This window comes from Arthrobacter sp. MMS24-S77, assembly GCF_054888235.1.
Genome location: NZ_JBTZRN010000001.1, coordinates 2,774,345 through 2,794,575, shown reverse-complemented (window position 1 = coordinate 2,794,575; position 20,231 = coordinate 2,774,345). Strand labels below are relative to the sequence as shown.

Genomic DNA, 20,231 nt, shown 5'->3' with positions numbered 1-20,231 from the left:
TTTCCCGGCCGGCAGGGTAAGGTGGACGGGCACGGTACCGGATGGCGGCATAGCCAGTCTGTGGCAGTCATCACGTGGCAGCCTCCGGACCTTGGCCTCATTTGCAGCCGAAGGCGAAACTAGCGTAATCTAGATCTTCGGTGCTTACGCCAACACTTGGGTTATGCCCCTAGAGACCTTTCACGTGGAACTAATTTTCGCGTGGAACTGTTTGAGGGATAACTCATGGATTCCGTAACGGAATCCACGGCGTTGAGGCACAGCGTGAACCAGGCCCGTTTTCGGTTCGGGGTTCCGCACGCAAATTTAGTAATAAACGTCGAGAGAAGTGAGTGCCCAAGTGGTGTACGCGATTGTCCGCGCAGGCGGCCGCCAAGAAAAGGTTTCCGTTGGAGACTACGTAACCCTGAACCGCGTCCCCGGTGGAGCCGGCAGCACCCTTGAGCTGCCCGCACTGCTCCTGGTGGACGGTGACAAGGTCACGTCCGCCGCTGCGGATCTGGCCAAGGTCAAGGTTACGGCTGAGATCCTCGAAGACCTCCGTGGTCCGAAGATCGTCATCCAGAAGTTCAAGAACAAGACCGGCTACAAGAAGCGCCAGGGTCACCGTCAAGAACTGACCAAGATCAAGATCACCGGTATCAAGTAACCACTGGTTGCTTTTCAGGTTTTCAACAGATTCCCCAGAATTTAAAGGCAGGCATTTCAAATGGCACATAAAAAAGGCGCGAGCTCCACTCGCAACGGTCGTGACTCCAACGCCCAGTACCTCGGCGTAAAGCGCTTCGGTGGCCAGGTCGTTTCCGCAGGCGAGATCATCGTCCGCCAGCGTGGCACCCACTTCCACCCGGGCGCCGGTGTCGGCCGCGGTGGCGACGACACCCTGTTCGCCCTGCAGGCAGGTGCGGTTGAGTTCGGTACTCGCCGTGGCCGTCGCGTAGTGAACATCGTTGCTGCTGCAGCTGCAGAGTAATAACACGTTCTGAATGGGTGGAGCGGGCCGTATGGCCCGCTCCACCTGTCTTTTAACCGCACTAGAATTTACTAGGGCGCGCGTCGGCACATCAGCCGGCATCAGGTATTGCAAGCAGTAATTCCACAAAGAGGAGAAACACGTGGCGACCTTCGTAGACCGGGTAGTACTTCACGTATCCGGCGGAACAGGCGGCCACGGCTGTGTCTCTGTTAAGCGCGAGAAGTTCAAGCCCCTCGGCGGACCCGACGGCGGCAACGGCGGCAACGGCGGCGACGTCATCCTGCGGGTTGACTCCCAGACCACCACGCTGCTTGATTACCACCACGCACCCCACCGCCACGCGACCAACGGTGGCCCGGGCATGGGTGATTGGCGCGGCGGCAAGAACGGTGAAACCCTGGTGCTTCCCGTCCCGGACGGCACTGTGGTCAAGACCAAGGACGGCGTGGTCCTGGCTGACCTCGTAGGTGAAGGCACTGAGTTCATCGCAGCGGCTGGCGGCCAAGGCGGCCTTGGCAATGCCTCACTTTCTTCGCAGAAGCGCCGCGCGCCCGGTTTCGCCCTCCTGGGCATTGAAGGCGACTCCAGCGACATCGTCCTGGAACTGAAGTCCATTGCTGATATCGCGCTGGTTGGCTTCCCTTCCGCGGGCAAGTCCAGCCTCATCGCGGCGATGTCTGCGGCGCGTCCCAAGATCGCCGACTACCCGTTCACCACCCTGATCCCCAACCTTGGCGTTGTCCAGGCCGGTGACGTCCGGTTCACCATTGCCGATGTTCCCGGGCTGATTGAAGGCGCGAGCGAGGGCAAGGGCCTGGGCCACAACTTCCTTCGCCACGTAGAACGTTGCGCCGCGCTGGTGCATGTCCTGGACTGCGGAACCTTGGAATCGGACAGGGACCCCCTCTCGGATCTCGCGATCATCGAGCAGGAGCTGGATAAGTACGCGGTGGACATGAGCTACGCCGGCGTGGACGGCGAAGTGGTTCCCCTGAACGAGCGCCCCAAGCTCGTCGTGCTGAACAAAGTGGACTTGCCTGATGGGCGGGACATGGCCGAGTTTGTCCGTCCGGAGCTGGAGGGGCGCGGCTACCGCGTTTTCGAAGTCTCTGCCACGAGCCATGAGGGCCTGCGCCAACTGAGTTTCGCGATGGGCGAGATCGTCATGGCCGCCCGCAAGGCAATTGCCATCGCGCCTCCCAAGGTTGCGGCGCCTGTGCTCCGCCCCCGGGCCGTCAACGAAACCGGCTTCAAGATCCGCCGCGAGGAAAAGAACCTCGAACCACTCTTCCGCGTGCTGGGGAGAAGCCGGTCCGCTGGGTCAAGCAGACCGACTTCACCAACGAAGAAGCCATTGGATATCTTGCCGATCGCCTGGCCAAGCTCGGCATCGAAAACGAGTTGTTCAAGATGGGTGCCGTTCCGGGTGACACCGTGGTGATCGGCGAAGAGGACGGCGTTGTCTTCGACTGGGAGCCCACCATGATGGCCGGTGCGGAACTCCTTGCGACGCCTCGAGGCACCGACATCCGCGTTGCCGACATCGGCGACCGCCCCACCCGTTCCCAGAAGCGAGACGAGCAGATCGAGCGCCGCGAAGCAAAGGCTGCTGCGCGCGCTGAGCTCGAAGCCGAGCGCAAGGCGGGCATCTGGACTGAGTCCGTCAGCCGCCGTCGTGCACCCCAGCCCCTGAAGGAAAGCGGCCTGGAAGCCGAAAATGACGACTAGTACGGCCCGCTTCCCCGACGTGACTGAAGCCGCCGACGCCGCCGAGCGCCAGGCCTTGGCTGGCGCCAAGCGGATCGTGGTGAAGGTGGGTTCCTCCTCGCTGACCAGCATCAAGGGCGGCATCTCGGAGAAAGCGCTGACGGCCCTCGTCCACGCATTGGCCGAGAAGCGCAACTCCGGGACGGAGATCATCCTGGTCTCTTCCGGGGCCATCGCGGCAGGTCTCGCGCCGCTTGGCCTCGCCAAGCGTCCCAAGGACCTCGCCACGCAGCAGGCCGCGGCCAGCGTGGGGCAAGGGCTGTTGATGGCGCGTTACTCGCAGGCTTTTGCCGCGCACGGAGTCACTGTCAGCCAGGTGCTGCTGACTGCCGATGACCTGATGCGGCGCACGCAGCACAGCAATGCATACCGGGCTCTGGACCGCCTGCTGAACCTCGGCGTCGTGCCTGTTGTCAACGAAAACGACACCGTTGCCACGCATGAAATCCGTTTTGGTGACAACGACCGGCTCGCCGCTTTGGTGGCGCACCTGGTCCGGGCCGACGCGCTGGTCCTGCTTTCCGACGTCGACGCCCTCTACGACGGTCCGCCGTCGCTGGGTGCCAAGCGCATTCCACTCGTCACCGGTCCGCAGGACCTCGTCGGGGTGACTATCGGCAAGGCCGGCAAAGCGGGCGTCGGCACCGGTGGCATGACCACCAAGGTGGAAGCTGCTTCCATCGCGGCCGGCTCCGGCATCCACGCCCTTGTGACGTCCACGGCCAATGCCGCCGCCGCCCTCGCTGGCGAGGACGTGGGTACGTGGTTTGCCATCAACGGCAACCGCAAGCCCGTCCGCCTCTTGTGGTTGGCCCACCTCGCATCCGTTCGCGGCCGTTTGGTGCTCGACGACGGCGCCGTCAAAGCCGTGCGCGACCGTCACACTTCGCTGCTGCCCGCAGGAATATCGTCGGTGCAGGGAGACTTCGAGCCGGGCGATCCCGTGGAGATGGTTTCCGCCGAGGGCACCGTCATTGCCAGGGGGCTGGTCAACTACTCCGCCGAAGAGCTTCCCCGCATGCTCGGGCGCTCCACCAAGGAGCTCGCCAAGAACCTTGGCCGCGGATATGACCGCGTAATTGTTCATGTTGACGACCTCGTACTGGTCCAGCCGTCCCGCTCCACTAAACTTGGAGAATGACTGAGGCCCTAACCCCTGATTCTCCCGTGATGACCGACGCCCTGAGTTCCGGCAATGCCGCCCAGGTGCCGGAAACTACGGAGCCGGGAACCGTGCCGCTCGCCCCCGAGCACGTCGAGGCGGCCGTGCACGCGATCGCGGACCGCTCACGGCAGGCCGCACGGCGCATGGGCCAGGCGAACCGTGCCTGGAAGGACCGTGCGCTGCACGCGATCGGCGCGGCCCTCAAGGAGCAGCAGGAGTCAATCCTCGCTGCCAACGCCAAAGACGTTGAGTCGGGCCGCGGCAACGGAACCTCTGCTGCCTTGCTGGACCGTCTGACCCTCACTCCCGCTCGCATCGACGGCCTTGTTGCCGCCCTTGAAAACCTGGCAGGCTTGCCGGACCCCGTCGGCAACGTCGTCCGCGGCCAGACTCTGCCCAACGGGCTGCGCTTGCGCCAGATCAACGTGCCCATGGGCGTCGTCGCAGCGATTTACGAGGCCCGTCCCAACGTCACCGTTGACATCGCCGGACTTGCCCTGAAGAGCGGCAACGCCGTGATCCTGCGCGGCGGATCGGCTGCGGCCCTCACCAACGCGGCCCTGGTGACCATCCTCCGCGACGCGCTGGAATCCGTTGGTCTACCGGCCGACGCCGTGCAGACCGTTGACCAGTTCGGCCGCGAGGGCGCCAATGTGCTCATGCGTGCCCGGGGCCGGGTGGACGTGCTGATTCCCCGCGGCGGACGCGAGCTGATCCAGACTGTGGTGAACAACTCCTCCGTGCCCGTCATCGAGACCGGCGAAGGCAACGTCCATATCTTCATCGACGAGTCAGCCAGCGAAGACATGGCCGTTGATATCCTGCTCAACGCCAAGACCCAGCGCCCCAGCGTTTGCAACACCGTGGAGACGCTCCTCGTGCACTCGAAATCGACTGTGCTGCCGGCGGTCGCTGCTGCACTGCGTTCTGCCGGCGTCACCCTCCACGTCGATTCCCGGATCCAGGCAGCGCTGTCCGGCGCCGTGGAAACGGTTCCCGCCGACGACGTCGATTGGGCTACGGAATACATGGACCTTGATCTCGCGGTTGCCATGGTAGACAACCTCGACGAGGCGGTCGCCCACATCCGCAAGTGGTCCACGGGACACACGGAAGCCATCCTGACGAACAACTTGGCCAACGCCGAGAAGTTCATCGCGGATATCGACTCTGCGGCTGTCATTGTGAACGCGTCCACGCGTTTCACCGACGGCGGCGAGCTCGGCTTGGGCGCCGAGGTGGGAATCTCCACGCAGAAACTGCATGCCCGCGGTCCCATGGGCCTCACTGAACTGACCACCACCAAGTGGATCGTCCAGGGTGAAGGCCAGATCCGCGGCTAACAACGCTGTAACATAGAACAGAAGTCCTGAACGGTGGGAGGATCCGCCGTCGAAATCCTTTGAACCGCTAGGGGAGAAAATGCAGTTTCAGCAGATCGCCATTTCCATTCTCGCTCAAGGGGGCGAAACCGGACACGAGGCACCTGCGCCGCTGTGGGCTGAACCGTGGGTTTTCGGTGTGTCCATGTTCAGCATCCTGCTGGTCCTGATGTTTGTGGCAGTCTCCTACACCAACCTCGGCAACCGTCACGACGCCGTCGACGAGCACTCGGATCCGCACCGCCAGCACCCGGCCAAGCACCCAGGGCTGGGTCACTAACATTTCCGCCGCAAAACCCTTCGAGGAAACGGGGCGCCGACTTCGCCTGGGCGTGATGGGTGGGACATTCGATCCCATTCACCACGGCCACTTGGTTGCTGCCAGTGAGGTTGCAGCCAAGTTTCGGCTGGACGAGGTGGTCTTCGTGCCCACCGGCCAGCCCTGGCAAAAGTCGAACAAGCAGGTCAGCGAACCTGAGCACCGTTACTTGATGACCGTCATTGCTACGGCTTCCAATCCCAATTTCACGGTAAGCCGTGTGGATGTGGACCGCCCCGGTCCCACGTTCACTATCGATACCCTGCGCGACCTCCGGACCCAGCGGCCGGACGCCGATCTGTTCTTCATCACGGGTGCGGACGCCTTGGCGCAGATCCTGTCGTGGAAGGATGTCGACGAGCTCTGGTCCTTGGCGCACTTTGTGGGTGTCACCAGGCCTGGCCATGTTCTTGATGGCATGGGCAGGGAGGACGTCAGCCTCCTGGAAGTGCCTGCCATGGCGATTTCCTCGACGGATTGCCGCGCGCGTGTGGGTGCAGGCAATCCGGTCTGGTACCTCGTGCCCGATGGCGTGGTGCAGTACATCGCCAAATACAAGCTGTACTCGGGCAAGCCCGGCATGGGGGAGCCCCTGCATGCTATGACCGGATCAGACCACCAAGCACGTACTGAGTGAGTTTTGAATGAGCCAGGAACAGCCCCCCATCCGTAGCCGGCGTGACCTTCGACGAGCCCGGGACGCACGCCTGGAACAAGCCGGCGGAAGCCCGGAAGCGGCGGAGAACGCTGCCTCAGACGACGCCAACCACGCGCCCGGGGGCGCTTCGGTCAACCGGGTGCGCCGCGTAGCCGATGCCCCGGTGGACGCGAAGCCAGCAGCGGAACGTTCATCCCAGGCCCGTGCGCGCGACCGCGCTGCCCTCCGCGCCATCAAGGAGCTCGCGGGCAAGGAGCAGCAACTTTCCCGGGGCGGTCCGCCTACACGCCGTCAGCTGCGCTTGCAGCAGCTGCAGGAGGAAGTTGCCCCCGGTACCTCGGCGATCCCGATCGTCGCTGCACCCGGATCCGGACCCAGGACAACCGGCAACCCGGCCCAGGCTTCCGGCAAGCAGCAAGCCGGCGGCGTTCCCATCGGCACATTGCCTGACGGTGGTGTCCGGGTTACGGCAGGCCCGCCTCCAGGTGCCCCGGAAATGACCGTGGAGCAGGCCTTGATGGCGCGCGAGCTCCTGGCGGCCCAGGCGAACAACCAGTCCAACAAGCTCGAACACATCGCAGCAATGGAATCGGCGGTGCAAAAGGTCGCGGTCCCCGGACCCGGGGTTTCCGGGACCGACGTTGAGCCTGCCGATCCTGAGGCTTTGGCGGAACAAATCGCCCAGGCTGAACGCGAGGCGATCCTCAACAAGAGGGCCATGGCCAAGCAGAAGCTTGCAGAGCAGAACAGCCGTCCTCCTGCGCAGGACCGGGTTGAGCCTTCTGCGGCCAGCAACCTCGCCATGGTCACGCCCTTGGAATTCGTCAAGGTTCCGGGACTGGACCGTCCAGTCATGAAGCCGCCCAGCACTACCTTTGTCCCTCTTGTGACTTCCCCCGCACCGAAATTGAAGCCCGGGCAGTCGGCGTCGGGCAAACCACGCAGCCTGCGCGGCCGGGCCGGCGTCTTGGCGCGTGCTGAAGCCGCCGCAAAAGCGGCGGGCCGGCGCCCGGCGTCGGACTCCGCATCAGGTGGCGACGCGTTTGGCGAAGTGGCCGAACATCCGCCCATTTCGGCAAGTTCGGCTTACGGCCTTGAACCCCTCGACGCCGCGACGGCGGGACTCGGACGCGCCCAGCGTGCCCGGATCCTGGTCCTTGGGCTCGTTGGTATCGGAGCGGTCGCCCTGATTGCGGGCATCATCATGATCACCAGCGGACTTTCCCGCTGACAACAAAGGCTTTAGGCCACCAAACAGGCTTCGATCTATCTTCGAAAGCCGCATACAAGGAGTCCCGTGACTGCACATGAACAATCCGTCCTCTTAGCCCGCCATGCCGCCCGCGCGGCAGCGGACAAGCTGGCTGAGGACATCATCGCCTTGGACGTCAGCGAACGCCTGGCCCTGACCGATGTCTTCCTGATCGCGTCCGCTCCGACGGAACGCCAGGTCAACGCCATCGTTGACGGCATCGAGGAAGAGCTGCTCAAGCAGGATCTTCGCCCGGTCCGCCGTGAAGGCCGTTCCGAAGGCCGGTGGGTCCTTCTGGACTACGCTGACATCGTGGTGCACGTCCAGCACACCGAGGACCGGGTCTTCTACGCCCTGGAACGACTGTGGAAAGACTGCCCGGTAGTGGATCTGGATCTGGGTGACGACGCCTCGGCGAAGGCTCCCGCCGTCGAGGAATCCTAGGCGCCGAGGGGTAAACCAGCCGAATATGCCCGATTTGGAATTTTCGGAAATGCTGTTCTAAGATATTTGAGTTGCTTCGGAGGAATCCGAAACCGGGCAAGGGATTTGAAGCCCTTGGACGGTTCATGAAGCAGCAAGAATATGGGGCTGTGGCGCAGCTGGTAGCGCACCTGCATGGCATGCAGGGGGTCAGGGGTTCGAGTCCCCTCAGCTCCACCCTGGAGGCCTTACCCGAAACTCATGTTTCGAGTAAGGCCTCAATTTTTTGGAAAAGGGAACCACCTGGCGGGTGGTTCCCTTTTTCGTGTCGTGGGCCAGACAAACATCGCGGACCGCACGCTCGCCTAGCTGTTGAGTGTATGCAACAGTAAACTCGGCATGGCTGTACCACTTTGCCAACCGATTACGGTTTACTATGGGTGGGCGTCGCCGTCGGGCGGATTGCGTCATTCCCGGGCCCGCCGCCAGCCGGCCACCGACACTGCAGGGGGATAGTCCTTGGTAACCATGGCCGATGTCGCACGGATTGCTGGCGTTTCCAGGAGCACCGTGTCCTATGCCCTCAGTGGTGTCCGGCCGATCGCGCCCGAAACGCGTGAGCGCATCTTGCGGGCCATGTCCGAACTTGGCTATACGCCGAACTTACTGGCCCAGGGTTTGGCCGGGAAGCGGACAGGCATTGTCTCCTTGATTTTCCCTGTTGGGGAGCAAGGCATGAACACCACGGAATTCGAGTATGTCCAAGGCGCGGCGGAGCAAGCGCGTGCGGACGGATACCATCTTCTTCTGTGGCCCATGGACCCTGAGGATCTGGGCGAGATGCAGCGGATCGTGGCCCAAGGCCTGGTGGATGGAATTCTCCTGATGGAAGTCAGGTCATTCGACGAGCGGATTCCAGTCCTAATCGAAACCGGTGTTCCGTTCGTCTCGATCGGACGGCCGACCGATGCCGACGGCCTGGCATTTGTCGATGCGGATTTCGAAGCCATGGGAGAGCTCGCTGTAGCGCATCTGGCGGGTTTGGGACACACGGAGATCGGTCTTGTGACCCATTCGCGGGAGTCCCTGGACACCGGTTACGGCCCGATGGTCCGCTCGTGGGATGCCGTGGCAGCATCCGCATCGCGGCACGGTATCAACGCGCGGCTGTTCCCGGCCGCGAGCTCACTTACAGGTGGTCGCGATGTGTTCGAACAGATTCTGGAAGAGGCTCCGGAAACAACGGGACTCGTCATGATCAATGAAGCGGCAACCGCGGGCCTTCTGGGTGCGGCGGCGAACCATGGTTGGCGAGTCCCAGAGTCTCTCTCCATTGTCGCGATCAACACCAGTGCCGGCTCCGCGGAGCGCTTCATGCCCGCACTGACGACGGCGTCCGCCGAACCGAGGGTCATGGGGCGTGAGGCGGCACAATTCCTTTCCCGGCGCCTCAAGAGTGAAGGCGCGGATGCCCAGCAGTGGCTTGCAGAACCGGTGCTGACGTTGCGCGGAAGCACCGCCGTGGCACGCGCCACCCAGCCGTAGAATTTCTGCGCCGTTCGGGTGCAGTCCGCCAATTCGACGCATTCATGACGCGGTCCCATCACACGTGATTGTGATATTTGACACACCGCTTTGCCGCCAACTACTGTCGAGCCATCGACCCGCGTCGACAAGACGCGTCGACGAAACGGCGATGAGATTCCTCCTGGTACAACATGGCGGATGGTCTCCGATCAGTGTTCCCAGAGACGAAGGAAGTAAGTCGTGCTTGGAATCATTCGGTACCAGTCCCGGCTGTTGACGATGCAGTCGATGGCCGGCAGCCCCGAACGGGAATTCCCAGGCTCTCGCAGCGGGTCCATGAGCAACCGCGTCCCCTTGTTCCCGGGCCGAAGAGGCCCTGGAATAGCGCGAGGACGGCACCTGGAGACAGCCACCTGCGCCTGAGCTTCAAGACCGGACTGCCCGCGAGGCCAAAGGTGCTCGCCCAAATCATGTAAGCGCTTGCCCTACCCAGGTGGAGCCGTGGAAGCCTCCCCACCTGACGGCACATGGCGCTCCCGCACCTGTCCCAACATATCCCCAACGATTACAACGACCTCATGGAGGCACAACATGGAAAAGTTGACCACATCGGCCCTGGCCGCGTTCGAAGGTGGCCGGAAGTGAAAGCTATTCGAAGGTTCACGGTCCGGACGGTTCTGCCGGAAGCAATTGCCCCGCTGGCACGGCTGGCGAAGAACCTGCGCTGGTCGTGGCATTTGCCGACACGCGAACTGTTTTCCGCCCTGAACAGCGAGGCGTGGGAGCAGAGCAAACATGACCCGATGACCTTCTTGGGCCTGGTCAGCCGCGAGGAACTGCACGAGCTCGCGGCCGATCACGCGGTCGTTGAGCGTGTCCAGCATGCCGCGGCGGATCTTGACCGGTACCTGAGTGAGCCGCGCTGGTATCAGGGCCTGGGTCCGGACGCTCCGGCGTGCATTGCCTATTTCTCGCCTGAGTTCGGCATCACGGAGGTGCTTCCGCAGTATTCCGGGGGCCTGGGCATCCTGGCCGGGGACCACTTGAAGGCCGCTTCGGACCTGGGTGTGCCGCTGATCGGTGTCGGGCTGCTGTACCAGGCCGGCTATTTCAAGCAGTCCCTTTCCCGGGACGCCTGGCAGCAGGAAACGTACCCGGTGCTGGACCCTGACGGACTGCCGCTGACACTGCTTCGCGAGGAAGACGGTACGCCGGCCCTGATCACACTTCCGCTGCCAGGTGACCGCAAGCTGCGGGCGCACATCTGGCGTGCCGACGTCGGGCGCGTTCCGCTGCTGCTGCTGGATTCGAACGTTCCGGCGAACGACGACGCCGCCCGGGGGATCACGGACCGCCTGTACGGCGGCGGCGGTGACCACCGGCTGCAGCAGGAACTGCTGTTGGGCATGGGCGGGGTGAAGGCGCTGCGCGTCCACCAGCGCCTCACGGGCACCCCGGCTCCGGAGGTGTTCCACACCAACGAGGGGCACGCCGGGTTCCTGGGCGTCGAACGGATCCAGGAGCTGATGTCCTCGGAGGCGCCGCTGAGCTGGTCCGAGGCCCTGGCGGCCGGGCGGGCGTCCACGGTGTTCACCACGCACACCCCGGTGCCGGCCGGGATCGACCGCTTCGAGGCCGTGCAGATCAGGCATTTCTTCGAGGCCGGCCTGGCCCCGGATGTTCCGGTGGACAAGGTCCTGGAACTGGGCCGGGAGAACTACGAGGGCGGCAATCCCGCGGTGTTCAACATGGCCGTCATGGGCCTGCGCCTGGCGCAGCGGGCCAACGGGGTGGCCAAGCTGCACGGGGTGGTCTCCCGCGAGATGTTCTCCGGGCTCTGGCCAGGCTTCGACCACTCCGAAGTCCCCATCACCTCGGTCACCAACGGCGTCCACGTGCCCACGTGGATCGACCCGAAGATGAGCAGGCTGGCTGCAAAGTACTTTGGCAGCACTGACGTGGATGCCACCGGATGGGACAAGATCTACGACGTGAGCGACGCCGAGCTGTGGGCTCTCCGGCGTGAGCTTCGCTCCGCTTTGGTGGAGGACGTGCGGATGCGTCTGCGGGCTTCGTGGAAGAAGCGCGGCGCGGCCGATGCCGAACTGGGCTGGACGGACACCGTGCTGGACCCGGACGTGCTGACGATCGGCTTCGCCCGCCGCGTGCCCACCTACAAGCGGCTCACCCTCATGCTCCGGGACCCCGCACGGCTGAAGGCGCTTCTGCTGGACGAGAAACACCCCATCCAGCTGGTCATCGCCGGCAAGTCCCACCCGGCGGACGACGCCGGCAAGAAGATGATCCAGGACCTGGTGAAGTTCACCGACGACCCCGCCGTCCGGCACCGGATCGTGTTCCTGCCCAACTACGACATCGCCATGGCCCGCACCCTGTTCCCGGGCTGCGACGTGTGGCTGAACAACCCGCTCCGGCCCCTGGAGGCCTGCGGCACCTCCGGGATGAAGGCGGCCATCAACGGATCCCTGAACCTGTCCGTGCTGGATGGCTGGTGGGACGAAATGTACGACGGCGAGAACGGCTGGGCGATCCCGACGGCCAACAACGACGCGTCCCCCTCCGAACGCGACGACATCGAAGCCGCGGCCCTCTACGAACTCCTGGAAACCCAGGTGGCCCCGCGCTTCTACGGTTCCACGGTCTCCGAGCACGCCGGCGCCGCGGGTCCCTCCCAGTCCGGCCCGGAAACCATCCCGACGCACTGGGTCTCCATGATCAAACACACCCTGGCCCACCTCGGCCCCGCGGTCTCGGCCGAACGCATGCTCCAGGACTACGTGAACAACCTGTACCGCCCGGCGGCTCTCGCCGGCAGGCAGGCCGGAACGGCCTCCTTCAAGGAAGCGAAGGAACTGGCGGCCTGGATCACCAAGACCCGCAACGCCTGGCCACAGCTGATCGTGGAACACGTCGATTCCGTGGGCGTCTCGGAAGAGCCGCAGATCGGCGACACCCTCCAGGTCAACGCCTACATCGCCCTTCACGCCCTGACTCCCGACGACGTGTCAGTCGAAGTAGCTTATGGCCGGGCCCAGGACGGAGACGCGCTCGAAGACGTGGCCTTGGTCGAGCTGACTGAATCAGAGGACCTCGGCAACGGGCGCCACCTGTTCACGGGCTCCATCCTGATCAACCGCTCCGGATCCTTCGGCTACACCGTCCGCGTGTTCCCGAAGCATCCCTCACTGGCCTCGAAGGCCGAACTGGGGCTGATCTCCAACGCCTGACAGTCTGCCACCCCCGCCGATGGATGAACCCGGCGGGGGTGGCTTCCACTGACCTTGCCTCACGCGCCGGGTCGGTGGGCGATGGAAATGCGTCATGCAACAAACGTGTCAAAGCCGATACAAGGGAGTAAGAAATGGCTGAGAAGAAGGTCTTGGCGATAGTGCTGGCTGGCGGAGAGGGTAAGCGGCTCATGCCCCTGACGGAGGACCGTGCCAAACCAGCGGTTCCGTTCGCGGGCAGCTACCGTCTGATCGATTTTGCATTGTCCAACCTGACAAACTCCGGCTATTTCAAGATCGTGGTGCTGACCCAATACAAGTCGCACAGCTTGGACCGCCACATTTCCGAAACTTGGCGGATGTCTACACAGCTGGGCAACTACATCGCCTCGGTGCCAGCCCAGCAGCGCCTCAGCAAGAGCTGGTTCCTGGGCAGCGCCAACGCGATCTACCAGTCCATGAACCTCATCCATGACGCCCAACCGGACATAGTAGTGGTGGTCGGCGCGGACCATGTTTACCGAATGGACTTCGAACAGATGGTCCGAAGCCACATCGCCTCGGGCGCCAAAGCCACGGTGGCAGGCGTGCGCCAGCCGCTATCCCTGGCCCACCAGTTCGGCGTGATCGAAGTGGAATCTCCTGAACCCGCCGAGGGCTTGGCGTCCGGCACCTCAAGAAAGATCGCCGCCTTCGTCGAGAAACCGTCGTCGACCTCCGGGCTCGCCGCCGACCCTTCCCAGTTCCTGGCATCCATGGGCAACTACGTCTTCGATACGGAGGCCTTGATAGAAGCCCTTGAGTACGACGCCACGCGGCAAGACACGAAGCACGACATGGGCGGCGACATCATCCCGTATTTCGTTTCCCGTGGCGAAGCGTTCGTCTATGACTTTTCGGATAACGATGTCCCCGGAGGCACGGAGCGTGACCGCGACTACTGGCGCGACGTCGGCACCATCGACTCCTACTACGAGGCCCATTTGGATCTCATCTCGCCAACGCCGGTATTCAACCTCTACAACTCGGATTGGCCAATCTACACCCGCCAGAGCGTGTCTCCGCCGGCCAAGCTGGTCCGCGGAGAGGGCGGTACGGATGGAACGGCCGTCGACTCCATTATTTCCAACGGGGTCATCATCTCCGGAGGTTTCGTGGAGAACTCCGTGCTCTCGCATGATGTGTTTGTTTCCACCGGTGCCAGGGTCACGGACTCGGTGCTGCTGGACAATGTCACCATCGGAAAAGGAGCGGTAGTCCGGAGGGCCATTCTTGACAAGAACATCGCCGTTCCGCCGGGAGCAACCATCGGACTTGACCCTGAGCACGACCGGAGGCGCGGCTACACAGTCACCGATTCCGGCTTAACAGTCGTGAGGAAGGGCGACGTAGTCCCTGCGGCCGATCGACACGACCACGAACTCCTCCGCGAGGCAACCGCGGCCGCTGGCGTCCCCTGAGGGCAGTACCTGCCGCTAGCTTCGCGCCCCTGCGGCCAGAACTTCAACGTTCCCGGCATCAGCCGGACCGGCTTCGGTTGCGGCCTTCTCTCCGTTGAAGGCGAGGAGCATGGCTTCGCGGTCGAACTGTCCTTCCCATTTGGCGACGACAAAGGTCGCCACACAGTTGCCGAGCAGGTTCACGACGACGCGCATGGAGTCCATGAGGCGGTCGGCTCCCAGCAGGAGCGCGACGCCGGCCACGGGGAAGATCCCGAGGGCGCCTGCCGTCGCGGAGAGTGCCAGGAAGGCCGAACCGGGGACGCCTGCCATTCCTTTCGAAGTGAGCATCAGGATGCCCAGGGCGGCCAGTTGCTGCCCGAGGTCCAGGTGATGGCCGAAGGCCTGGGCCAGGAACAACAGCGAGATCGACAGGTAGATGGCCGCGCCGTCCAGGTTGAAGGAGTATCCGGTGGGGATGACGAGTCCGGCGGTGGAACGGGAACAGCCGGCGTCGGTCAGCTTGGTCATGATCCGCGGCAGCACCGATTCCGTGGAGGCGGTGCCCAGGGCGAGGAGGAATTCCTCGCGTGTGTACTTGATGAACTGCCAGAGCGGTACCCGGACCAGGCCCCAGGCGATCAGGAACAGCAGGGCAATGAACACGATCGCCGCACCATAGCAGGCCGCGATGAGCAGGGCATAGGTGCCCAGCGTGCTTAGTCCGTACTGGCCGATGATGAACGCCATGGCACCGAAGGCGCCGATCGGGGCCAGCCGCATGACCCAGCCCATGATCTTGAAGAAGACGTCCAGGATGGTCTCCAGGACGTTCATGACAGGAGCGCAGCGGTCCTTGCCGATCACCACAATTGCGGCGCCGAAGAAGACCGAGAAGCACAGGACCTGGAGGAGGTTGTTGCTGGCGAATGCGCCGATCACGCTTGTCGGGATGATGCCCAGGATGAATTGTCCGGCGTCGCTGGGCGGTGCGGTGCCGGTCTTCGCTTTGAGGGCGTCCTGGCTCAGTGTGGCCGGGTCGATGTTCAGCCCGGCACCCGGCTGGACGATGTTGGCGACCACGAGACCGAAGGCAAGGGCAAACAACGTGGCCCCGGTGAAGTACAAGAGGGCTTTGACGCCCACGCGGCCTACAGCGTTGACGTCGCCAACGGCGGCGATGCCGGTGACGATCACCAGGAAGATCAGCGGCGCGATGATCATCTTGATGAGCTGGATGAAACCGTCACCGAGGGGTCGTAGTCCTGCCCCGATCGTCGGCCAGAGGTACCCGATCAGGATGCCGGCCACGACGGCGACGAAGATCTGAAAGAACAGGGACTTGTACAGCGGTTTCTTGATGGCGGCTGCCTGTGCAGCAGCATTGATGTCGAGTTTCATGGCGAAGCCAATCCTCATGCGGAACCGGAAGTCCGCGGCCGAAGTTCAGGGGACCCCTCCAACGTAGGGGAACACTGTTTCAGGACTGAAACGAATGGATTACGATTTTGGTTAACGTAAAACACTTGTTTCAAGCTACCTGAAGTCACGGGAACTGGACTTCGCTACCAGGACCAAGGGTTCCAGCTTGTCCGCCACGAGGTTCGTGACTCCTTCCGGCGAGCGTTCGAGGAAACCCCGGATGATCAGTGCGGATGATTCCCGCGCAACACGGCGATGCCTCTTCCAGAGGCCAACGCTGCAGATGACGTTGAGGATGCCGCTCTCGTCCTCCAGATTGACGAAGGTGATCCCTTGCGCGGTCTGGGGGCGTTGGCGGTGGGTCACGACGCCGGCCACTTCAACGCGCGTGCCGGACTCGACCTGGGAGAGCCGGTCCACCCGCAGCACCCCCCTGGAATCCAGCCCATTGCGTGCGTGCCGCATCGGGTGGTCATCGGTGCTGATGCCTGTCGCCCACATGTCGTAGGCAACATTCTCCTGGGGCGAGAGCTCGGGCAGCAATGGCGGTTGGATGGCGACGTGCGTCCCTGGCAACTGTCCCTCCCGCTCAAGTGCAGCATCGCCGGCCTGCCACAGCGCTTCGCGGCGGTTCATCCCCAGCGAATCGAGTGCGCCGGCCGACGCGAGTGCCTCCAGCTGGTCCGCGCTGAGATTCGCGCGGCGGGAAAGATCCGCCATGTCCCGGTAGGGGCCACGCTCCTCACGCTCGGCGACGATCCGTTTCGCCACTTCAGTTCCGATGGACGTGACGCCGTCGAGTCCCAGCCGCACTGCATGTGAGCCATCCCGCCGGTGCAGGTGGTCCTCGCATGGTCGATCCTGCTGGAAGAGGCCGATCTTCGGCTGGTGGAAGTCCAGGCAGGAATCCATGCCACCCACCTGGCCCGCCTCTGTCCTTGTAGCGTCGTCGAGCACTTCGAGGGTCGCCTCGGCAAGGGAATGCAGTACATCAGGGCGCAACACCTGGACCCCGTGCCTGCGGGCATCCGCCACCAGGGTTTGAGGAGAGTAAAAGCCCATGGGTTGTGCCCGGAGCAAGGCCGCGAGGAATGCGCCAGGATAGTGCAGCTTCAGCCACGAGCTTGCATAGACCAACACCGCGAAGCTCAAGGAGTGGGATTCCGCGAAGCCGAAATTCGCAAAGGCCTGGATCTTGGCATAGATGGCATCGGCGTCGTCCTTGCTGATCCCGTTGGCTGCCATCCCCGCATAGAGTTTGGCCTCAAGCGACTCGATCTTCTCCCGGCCACGTTTGGAGCCCATCGCGCGGCGGAGCAGGTCCGCGTCCTCGGCAGTGCAGCCGCCCACGGCGACTGCCATCTGCATCAATTGCTCCTGGAACAAGGGCACACCCAAGGTCCGCTTAAGCACGGGCTCCAGCAATGGATGAAGATACGTGACTTTTTCCGTGCCTGCGCGGCGCCGGATGTACGGGTGGACGGCGCCGCCTTGGACGGGACCTGGGCGGATCAGCGCGATTTCGACCACGAGATCGTAGAATTCCCTCGGTTTCAGCCGTGGCAGCGTGCTGATCTGGGCCCGTGATTCCACTTGGAACACCCCGATCGAGTCGGCCCGGCAGAGCATGTCGTAGACAGCCGGTTCTTCACGCGGAATACTCTCGATGGTCCAGCGCTCGCCGAAATGTTTGTCGATCAAATCAAAGGAGTACTGCAGGGCAGCAAGCATGCCCAAGCCGAGAAGGTCGAACTTGACCAGGCCCATCCATTCGCAATCGTCCTTGTCCCATTGCAGGACCGTGCGGTTTTCCATCCGGGCACGCTCGATGGGAACCACCTCGCCAACAGGCCGTTCGGTGAGGACCATCCCGCCGGAATGGATGCCCAGGTGGCGGGGAAAGCCCAGTATCTGGTCAGCCAGTTCCAGGACCGGGGCGGGGATGTTGTTCGTCTTGCCCTCGCTGAGATCGCCCCAGTGATCGAGCCGTTTCGACCAGGCGTCCTGCTGGCCCTGGCTGTAGCCGAGCGCCTTGGCTATGTCGCGGACAGCGTTCTTAGGGCGGTAACTGATGACATTCGCTACCTGGGCCGCGTTGAACCGTCCGTACTTGCGATAGACGTATTGGATGACTTCTTCCCGCCGGTCGGAGTCGAAATCGACGTCGATGTCCGGCTCTTCCTCGCGGAGGCTGGACAGGAAACGCTCAAACGGAAGGTTGTAGAAGATACTGTCGACGGCGGTGATCCCCAGTGCATAACAGACGGCCGAGTTCGCCGCGGAACCCCGGCCTTGGCAGAGGATGCCGCGGGAACGGGCAAACTGCACGATGTCGTGCACAATCAGGAAATAGCCGGGGAAGTCCTTCGCCTCGATCACTGCGAGTTCCTGCTCGATCCGGCTATGGACCCGTTGGCCGGCGTCCGGGTATTTTTCCCTGATACCTTCGTCGACGAGTTGCCGGAGCCAGGTGATAAGACTGTGCCCTGCAGGAACATCGAGCTTTGGGAGCTTCGGGCGGGCGGCCCGTAACTGGAACGCAAGCTCGTCGGCGATCCCGACAGTCCGTTCCACCGCGCCGGGGTATCGGGCGAACCGCGCTGCCATCTCGGAGCCGCTCCGCAGATGGGCGCCGCTGTTTGCCGGTAGCCACCCGTCCAGATCCTCCAGGCTGCGGCGTGCCCGGACAGCCGCCATGGCTGTGGCCAGCGGGTACCCCTCCGGGGCGGCATAATGCACGGCGTTGCTCGCGATGAAAGGTATGCCCGCACGCTCGGCAATACGGACGAGGGCGTCGTTATGGCTGCTGTCGAGGGGATTCCCGTGGTCGAAGAGCTCCACAACCACATTTCCCCGCCCGAATCTTTCGATCAACGCATCCACTTCCCGTGCAGCGGCGTGCTCGCCATCGCGGAGGAGGGCTCTCCGGACTGAGCCTTTGCGGCATCCGGTCAGCACCAGGCAATGGTCTTTGAGGGTGTGCGCCAAGGTGTCGAGATCGTAGATGGGGTGGCCCTTTTCCGCATCAGCAGCCAGATGAGCGGCGGTCATCGCCCCTGCCAGCCGGTGGTAGCCCTCTTCCTGGCGTGCGAGGACGAGCAAATGGTCACCTTCAGGATCGGCTTCGCCTTGCTGGGGTTTGCTGAGTCCGAGTGACAGCTCAGCGCCGAACACTGTCTTCAGCTCGTAGGCTTCGGCGGCCTCTGCCATTCGCACGATCCCGTAGAAACCGTCATGATCGGTCAGCGCGAGGGCATGGAGGCCTAGCCGGACTGCTTCCTCAACCAATTTCTCGGGTGAGGAGGCGCCGTCCAGGAAGCTGTAATGCGAGTGCGCGTGCAGTTCGGCATAAGGCACGACGGCGGCACCCGCCCGCGATGCGGTCCTTGCGGGATCGAGGGGGACCGGGCGGTACGGTCCGCGTTTCCTTGACCATGCGGGGCTGTCACCGCCGTCCCCCTTGGTTTTGTGGGTGTCCGGGGTCTTGTGGGTCTCCGGCCGGCGCCGGTCTGACAGCGTGCGTTCGAACTCCGACCATGGGATTGACGGGTTGTTCCAAGCCATCTTTGTCTTCCTGCCTAAAGTTCAGTGTTCCACTCTGGCTGTTCAGTCGTAGCGGGCCTCTGCCCACCAGTTCTGCTCGTCCAGGAGAAGGAGCCAGGCCTCTCCATTTCCGTCCACAAGCTGGAACCGGTCCGCTTCAAGGCGGTGGTCGGCGTCCCACCATCTCTGCCGCAGCGGCCAGGGGCCCGCCCACTGAGCCACCAGTCGTCGTCGTGCGGGGTCCCCGGTGGGACAGAACCACGTTGGTGGGGCAATCAATCCGCCGCGATGGTCTGTCCGGACTTTTTCCTTGTTCGCATCAAGCAGCAGGACCGGGATAAGGGAAGCGAACACCGTGGCGGGCTGTGGGTCTGGAATCCTGCCGGGCCACGGCCTGGAGGCCAAGGCAGCCGTTCCCGGGGGCAAAGCATCTCCCCAAGGAACCAAGCTGCGCCGCTCGGCCAACAACCGACCTCCCGAGATCGCCGGCACCACCACGGCTTCATGTCCGAGCATGCTTTGGATCCGGCTGAGTCCATGGTGGATCTGTTCCTCGGCTCCATCTCCGAAGAGCGCGCGCCCATGATGGGCGATGGAATCCACCCGGACGGGGACGAACTCTACCCGGATGACCGGTGAGGACAGACCGGCGCCGGACACACCGCCGTCGGGCATTCCACCGTTGGCTACAGGAGGCTGCGACTGAAGTTGCCAACGCACCCTGTCCACGACGTCGCTGGCGGTGAAGTGGCGGGGGTGCCCCCACGTACGTTCGGAGCGGCTCCCCGCCTCGTCGGTGATCAGGACCCTGAGCTCCGTACAGACCAAACCTTCCGTTTGGAGTCCAGCCACGAAGGTGTCTGCCGTGGAACGGAGTTGGAACGCGAGTTGGTCAACCCGGTCCAGGCCCGGCTCGAACTCCGCCCGTTGATCCAGTTTCCGTGGGGGCGTCCGGGGGATCACCCTGCGAGGATCCTGGCCGCTTGCCAAAGCATGCGCAGTGATTCCCGCAGCACCGAAACGGGCACGGACATCTGCAACGGGAAGGTTCGCGAAATTCCCCAAGGTAAGAATGCCAAGGCGTTTGAGCAAGGAAGCCAGTTTCGGCTG

General features: G+C 63.4%; 14 protein-coding genes, 1 tRNA gene and 1 pseudogene. 13 read left to right on the top strand and 3 right to left on the bottom strand.

What is annotated here, in order from left to right:
* Positions 1-340: 340 nt before the first annotated feature.
* From rplU to glgC, 13 genes and pseudogenes are all read left to right on the top strand, one after another.
* Positions 341-649, top strand: a complete 309-nt coding sequence (rplU, locus tag ACX5I4_RS12740; RefSeq protein ID WP_028267456.1) for a 50S ribosomal protein L21 — start codon at positions 341-343, stop codon at positions 647-649.
* A 60-nt stretch (positions 650-709) separates the two neighbouring features.
* On the top strand, positions 710-973 hold the full coding sequence (gene rpmA, locus ACX5I4_RS12735) for a 50S ribosomal protein L27 (protein WP_003803426.1): 264 nt from the start codon (positions 710-712) through the stop codon (positions 971-973).
* Positions 974-1,115: 142 nt separating this feature from the next.
* Positions 1,116-2,704: pseudogene (gene obgE / locus ACX5I4_RS12730) on the top strand (GTPase ObgE).
* Positions 2,694-3,884 carry a glutamate 5-kinase gene (proB, locus tag ACX5I4_RS12725; protein WP_461836984.1) on the top strand — a complete coding sequence of 397 codons (1,191 nt, stop codon included), beginning with the start codon at positions 2,694-2,696 and terminating at the stop codon, positions 3,882-3,884. Before obgE ends, proB begins: the two are co-directional and overlap by 11 nt.
* Complete coding sequence (locus ACX5I4_RS12720; protein ID WP_461836983.1) at positions 3,881-5,251, top strand: glutamate-5-semialdehyde dehydrogenase; 1,371 nt, start codon at positions 3,881-3,883, stop codon at positions 5,249-5,251. Before proB ends, ACX5I4_RS12720 begins: the two co-directional genes overlap by 4 nt.
* Positions 5,252-5,330: 79 nt before the next feature.
* On the top strand, positions 5,331-5,570 hold the full coding sequence (locus tag ACX5I4_RS12715; RefSeq protein WP_184741684.1) for a hypothetical protein: 240 nt from the start codon (positions 5,331-5,333) through the stop codon (positions 5,568-5,570).
* 46 nt (positions 5,571-5,616) lie between these two features.
* Positions 5,617-6,246 carry a nicotinate-nucleotide adenylyltransferase gene (gene nadD / locus ACX5I4_RS12710; protein ID WP_461838716.1) on the top strand — a complete coding sequence of 210 codons (630 nt, stop codon included), beginning with the start codon at positions 5,617-5,619 and terminating at the stop codon, positions 6,244-6,246.
* Between the two features lie 7 nt (positions 6,247-6,253).
* Positions 6,254-7,498, top strand: coding sequence for a hypothetical protein (locus ACX5I4_RS12705; protein ID WP_461836982.1), 1,245 nt, complete (start codon positions 6,254-6,256; stop codon positions 7,496-7,498).
* 66 nt (positions 7,499-7,564) lie between these two features.
* On the top strand, positions 7,565-7,963 hold the full coding sequence (gene rsfS / locus ACX5I4_RS12700) for a ribosome silencing factor (RefSeq protein WP_461836981.1): 399 nt from the start codon (positions 7,565-7,567) through the stop codon (positions 7,961-7,963).
* A 143-nt stretch (positions 7,964-8,106) separates the two neighbouring features.
* Positions 8,107-8,179, top strand: a tRNA-Ala gene (locus ACX5I4_RS12695).
* A gap of 291 nt (positions 8,180-8,470) precedes the next feature.
* Positions 8,471-9,487 (top strand): LacI family DNA-binding transcriptional regulator, encoded by a 1,017-nt coding sequence (locus tag ACX5I4_RS12690; protein WP_461836980.1) that lies wholly within the window; start codon positions 8,471-8,473, stop codon positions 9,485-9,487.
* Positions 9,488-10,110: 623 nt separating this feature from the next.
* The gene (gene glgP / locus ACX5I4_RS12685; RefSeq protein ID WP_461836979.1) at positions 10,111-12,717 is read left to right on the top strand and encodes an alpha-glucan family phosphorylase; all 2,607 of its coding nucleotides are present in this window, start codon (positions 10,111-10,113) and stop codon (positions 12,715-12,717) included.
* A 134-nt stretch (positions 12,718-12,851) separates the two neighbouring features.
* Complete coding sequence (gene glgC, locus ACX5I4_RS12680; RefSeq protein WP_461836978.1) at positions 12,852-14,177, top strand: glucose-1-phosphate adenylyltransferase; 1,326 nt, start codon at positions 12,852-12,854, stop codon at positions 14,175-14,177.
* 15 nt (positions 14,178-14,192) lie between these two features.
* Here glgC and ACX5I4_RS12675 read toward each other — a convergent pair whose 3' ends face one another.
* The 3 genes from ACX5I4_RS12675 to ACX5I4_RS12665 form a co-directional block, all read right to left on the bottom strand.
* The gene (locus ACX5I4_RS12675; RefSeq protein WP_461836977.1) at positions 14,193-15,557 is read right to left on the bottom strand and encodes a cation:dicarboxylate symporter family transporter; all 1,365 of its coding nucleotides are present in this window, start codon (positions 15,555-15,557) and stop codon (positions 14,193-14,195) included.
* A gap of 135 nt (positions 15,558-15,692) precedes the next feature.
* Entirely contained in the window at positions 15,693-19,142 is a 3,450-nt protein-coding gene (locus ACX5I4_RS12670) for an error-prone DNA polymerase (RefSeq protein ID WP_461836976.1), read from the bottom strand.
* A 42-nt stretch (positions 19,143-19,184) separates the two neighbouring features.
* Positions 19,185-20,213 (bottom strand): hypothetical protein, encoded by a 1,029-nt coding sequence (locus ACX5I4_RS12665; RefSeq protein ID WP_461836975.1) that lies wholly within the window; start codon positions 20,211-20,213, stop codon positions 19,185-19,187.
* Positions 20,214-20,231 lie beyond the last annotated feature (18 nt).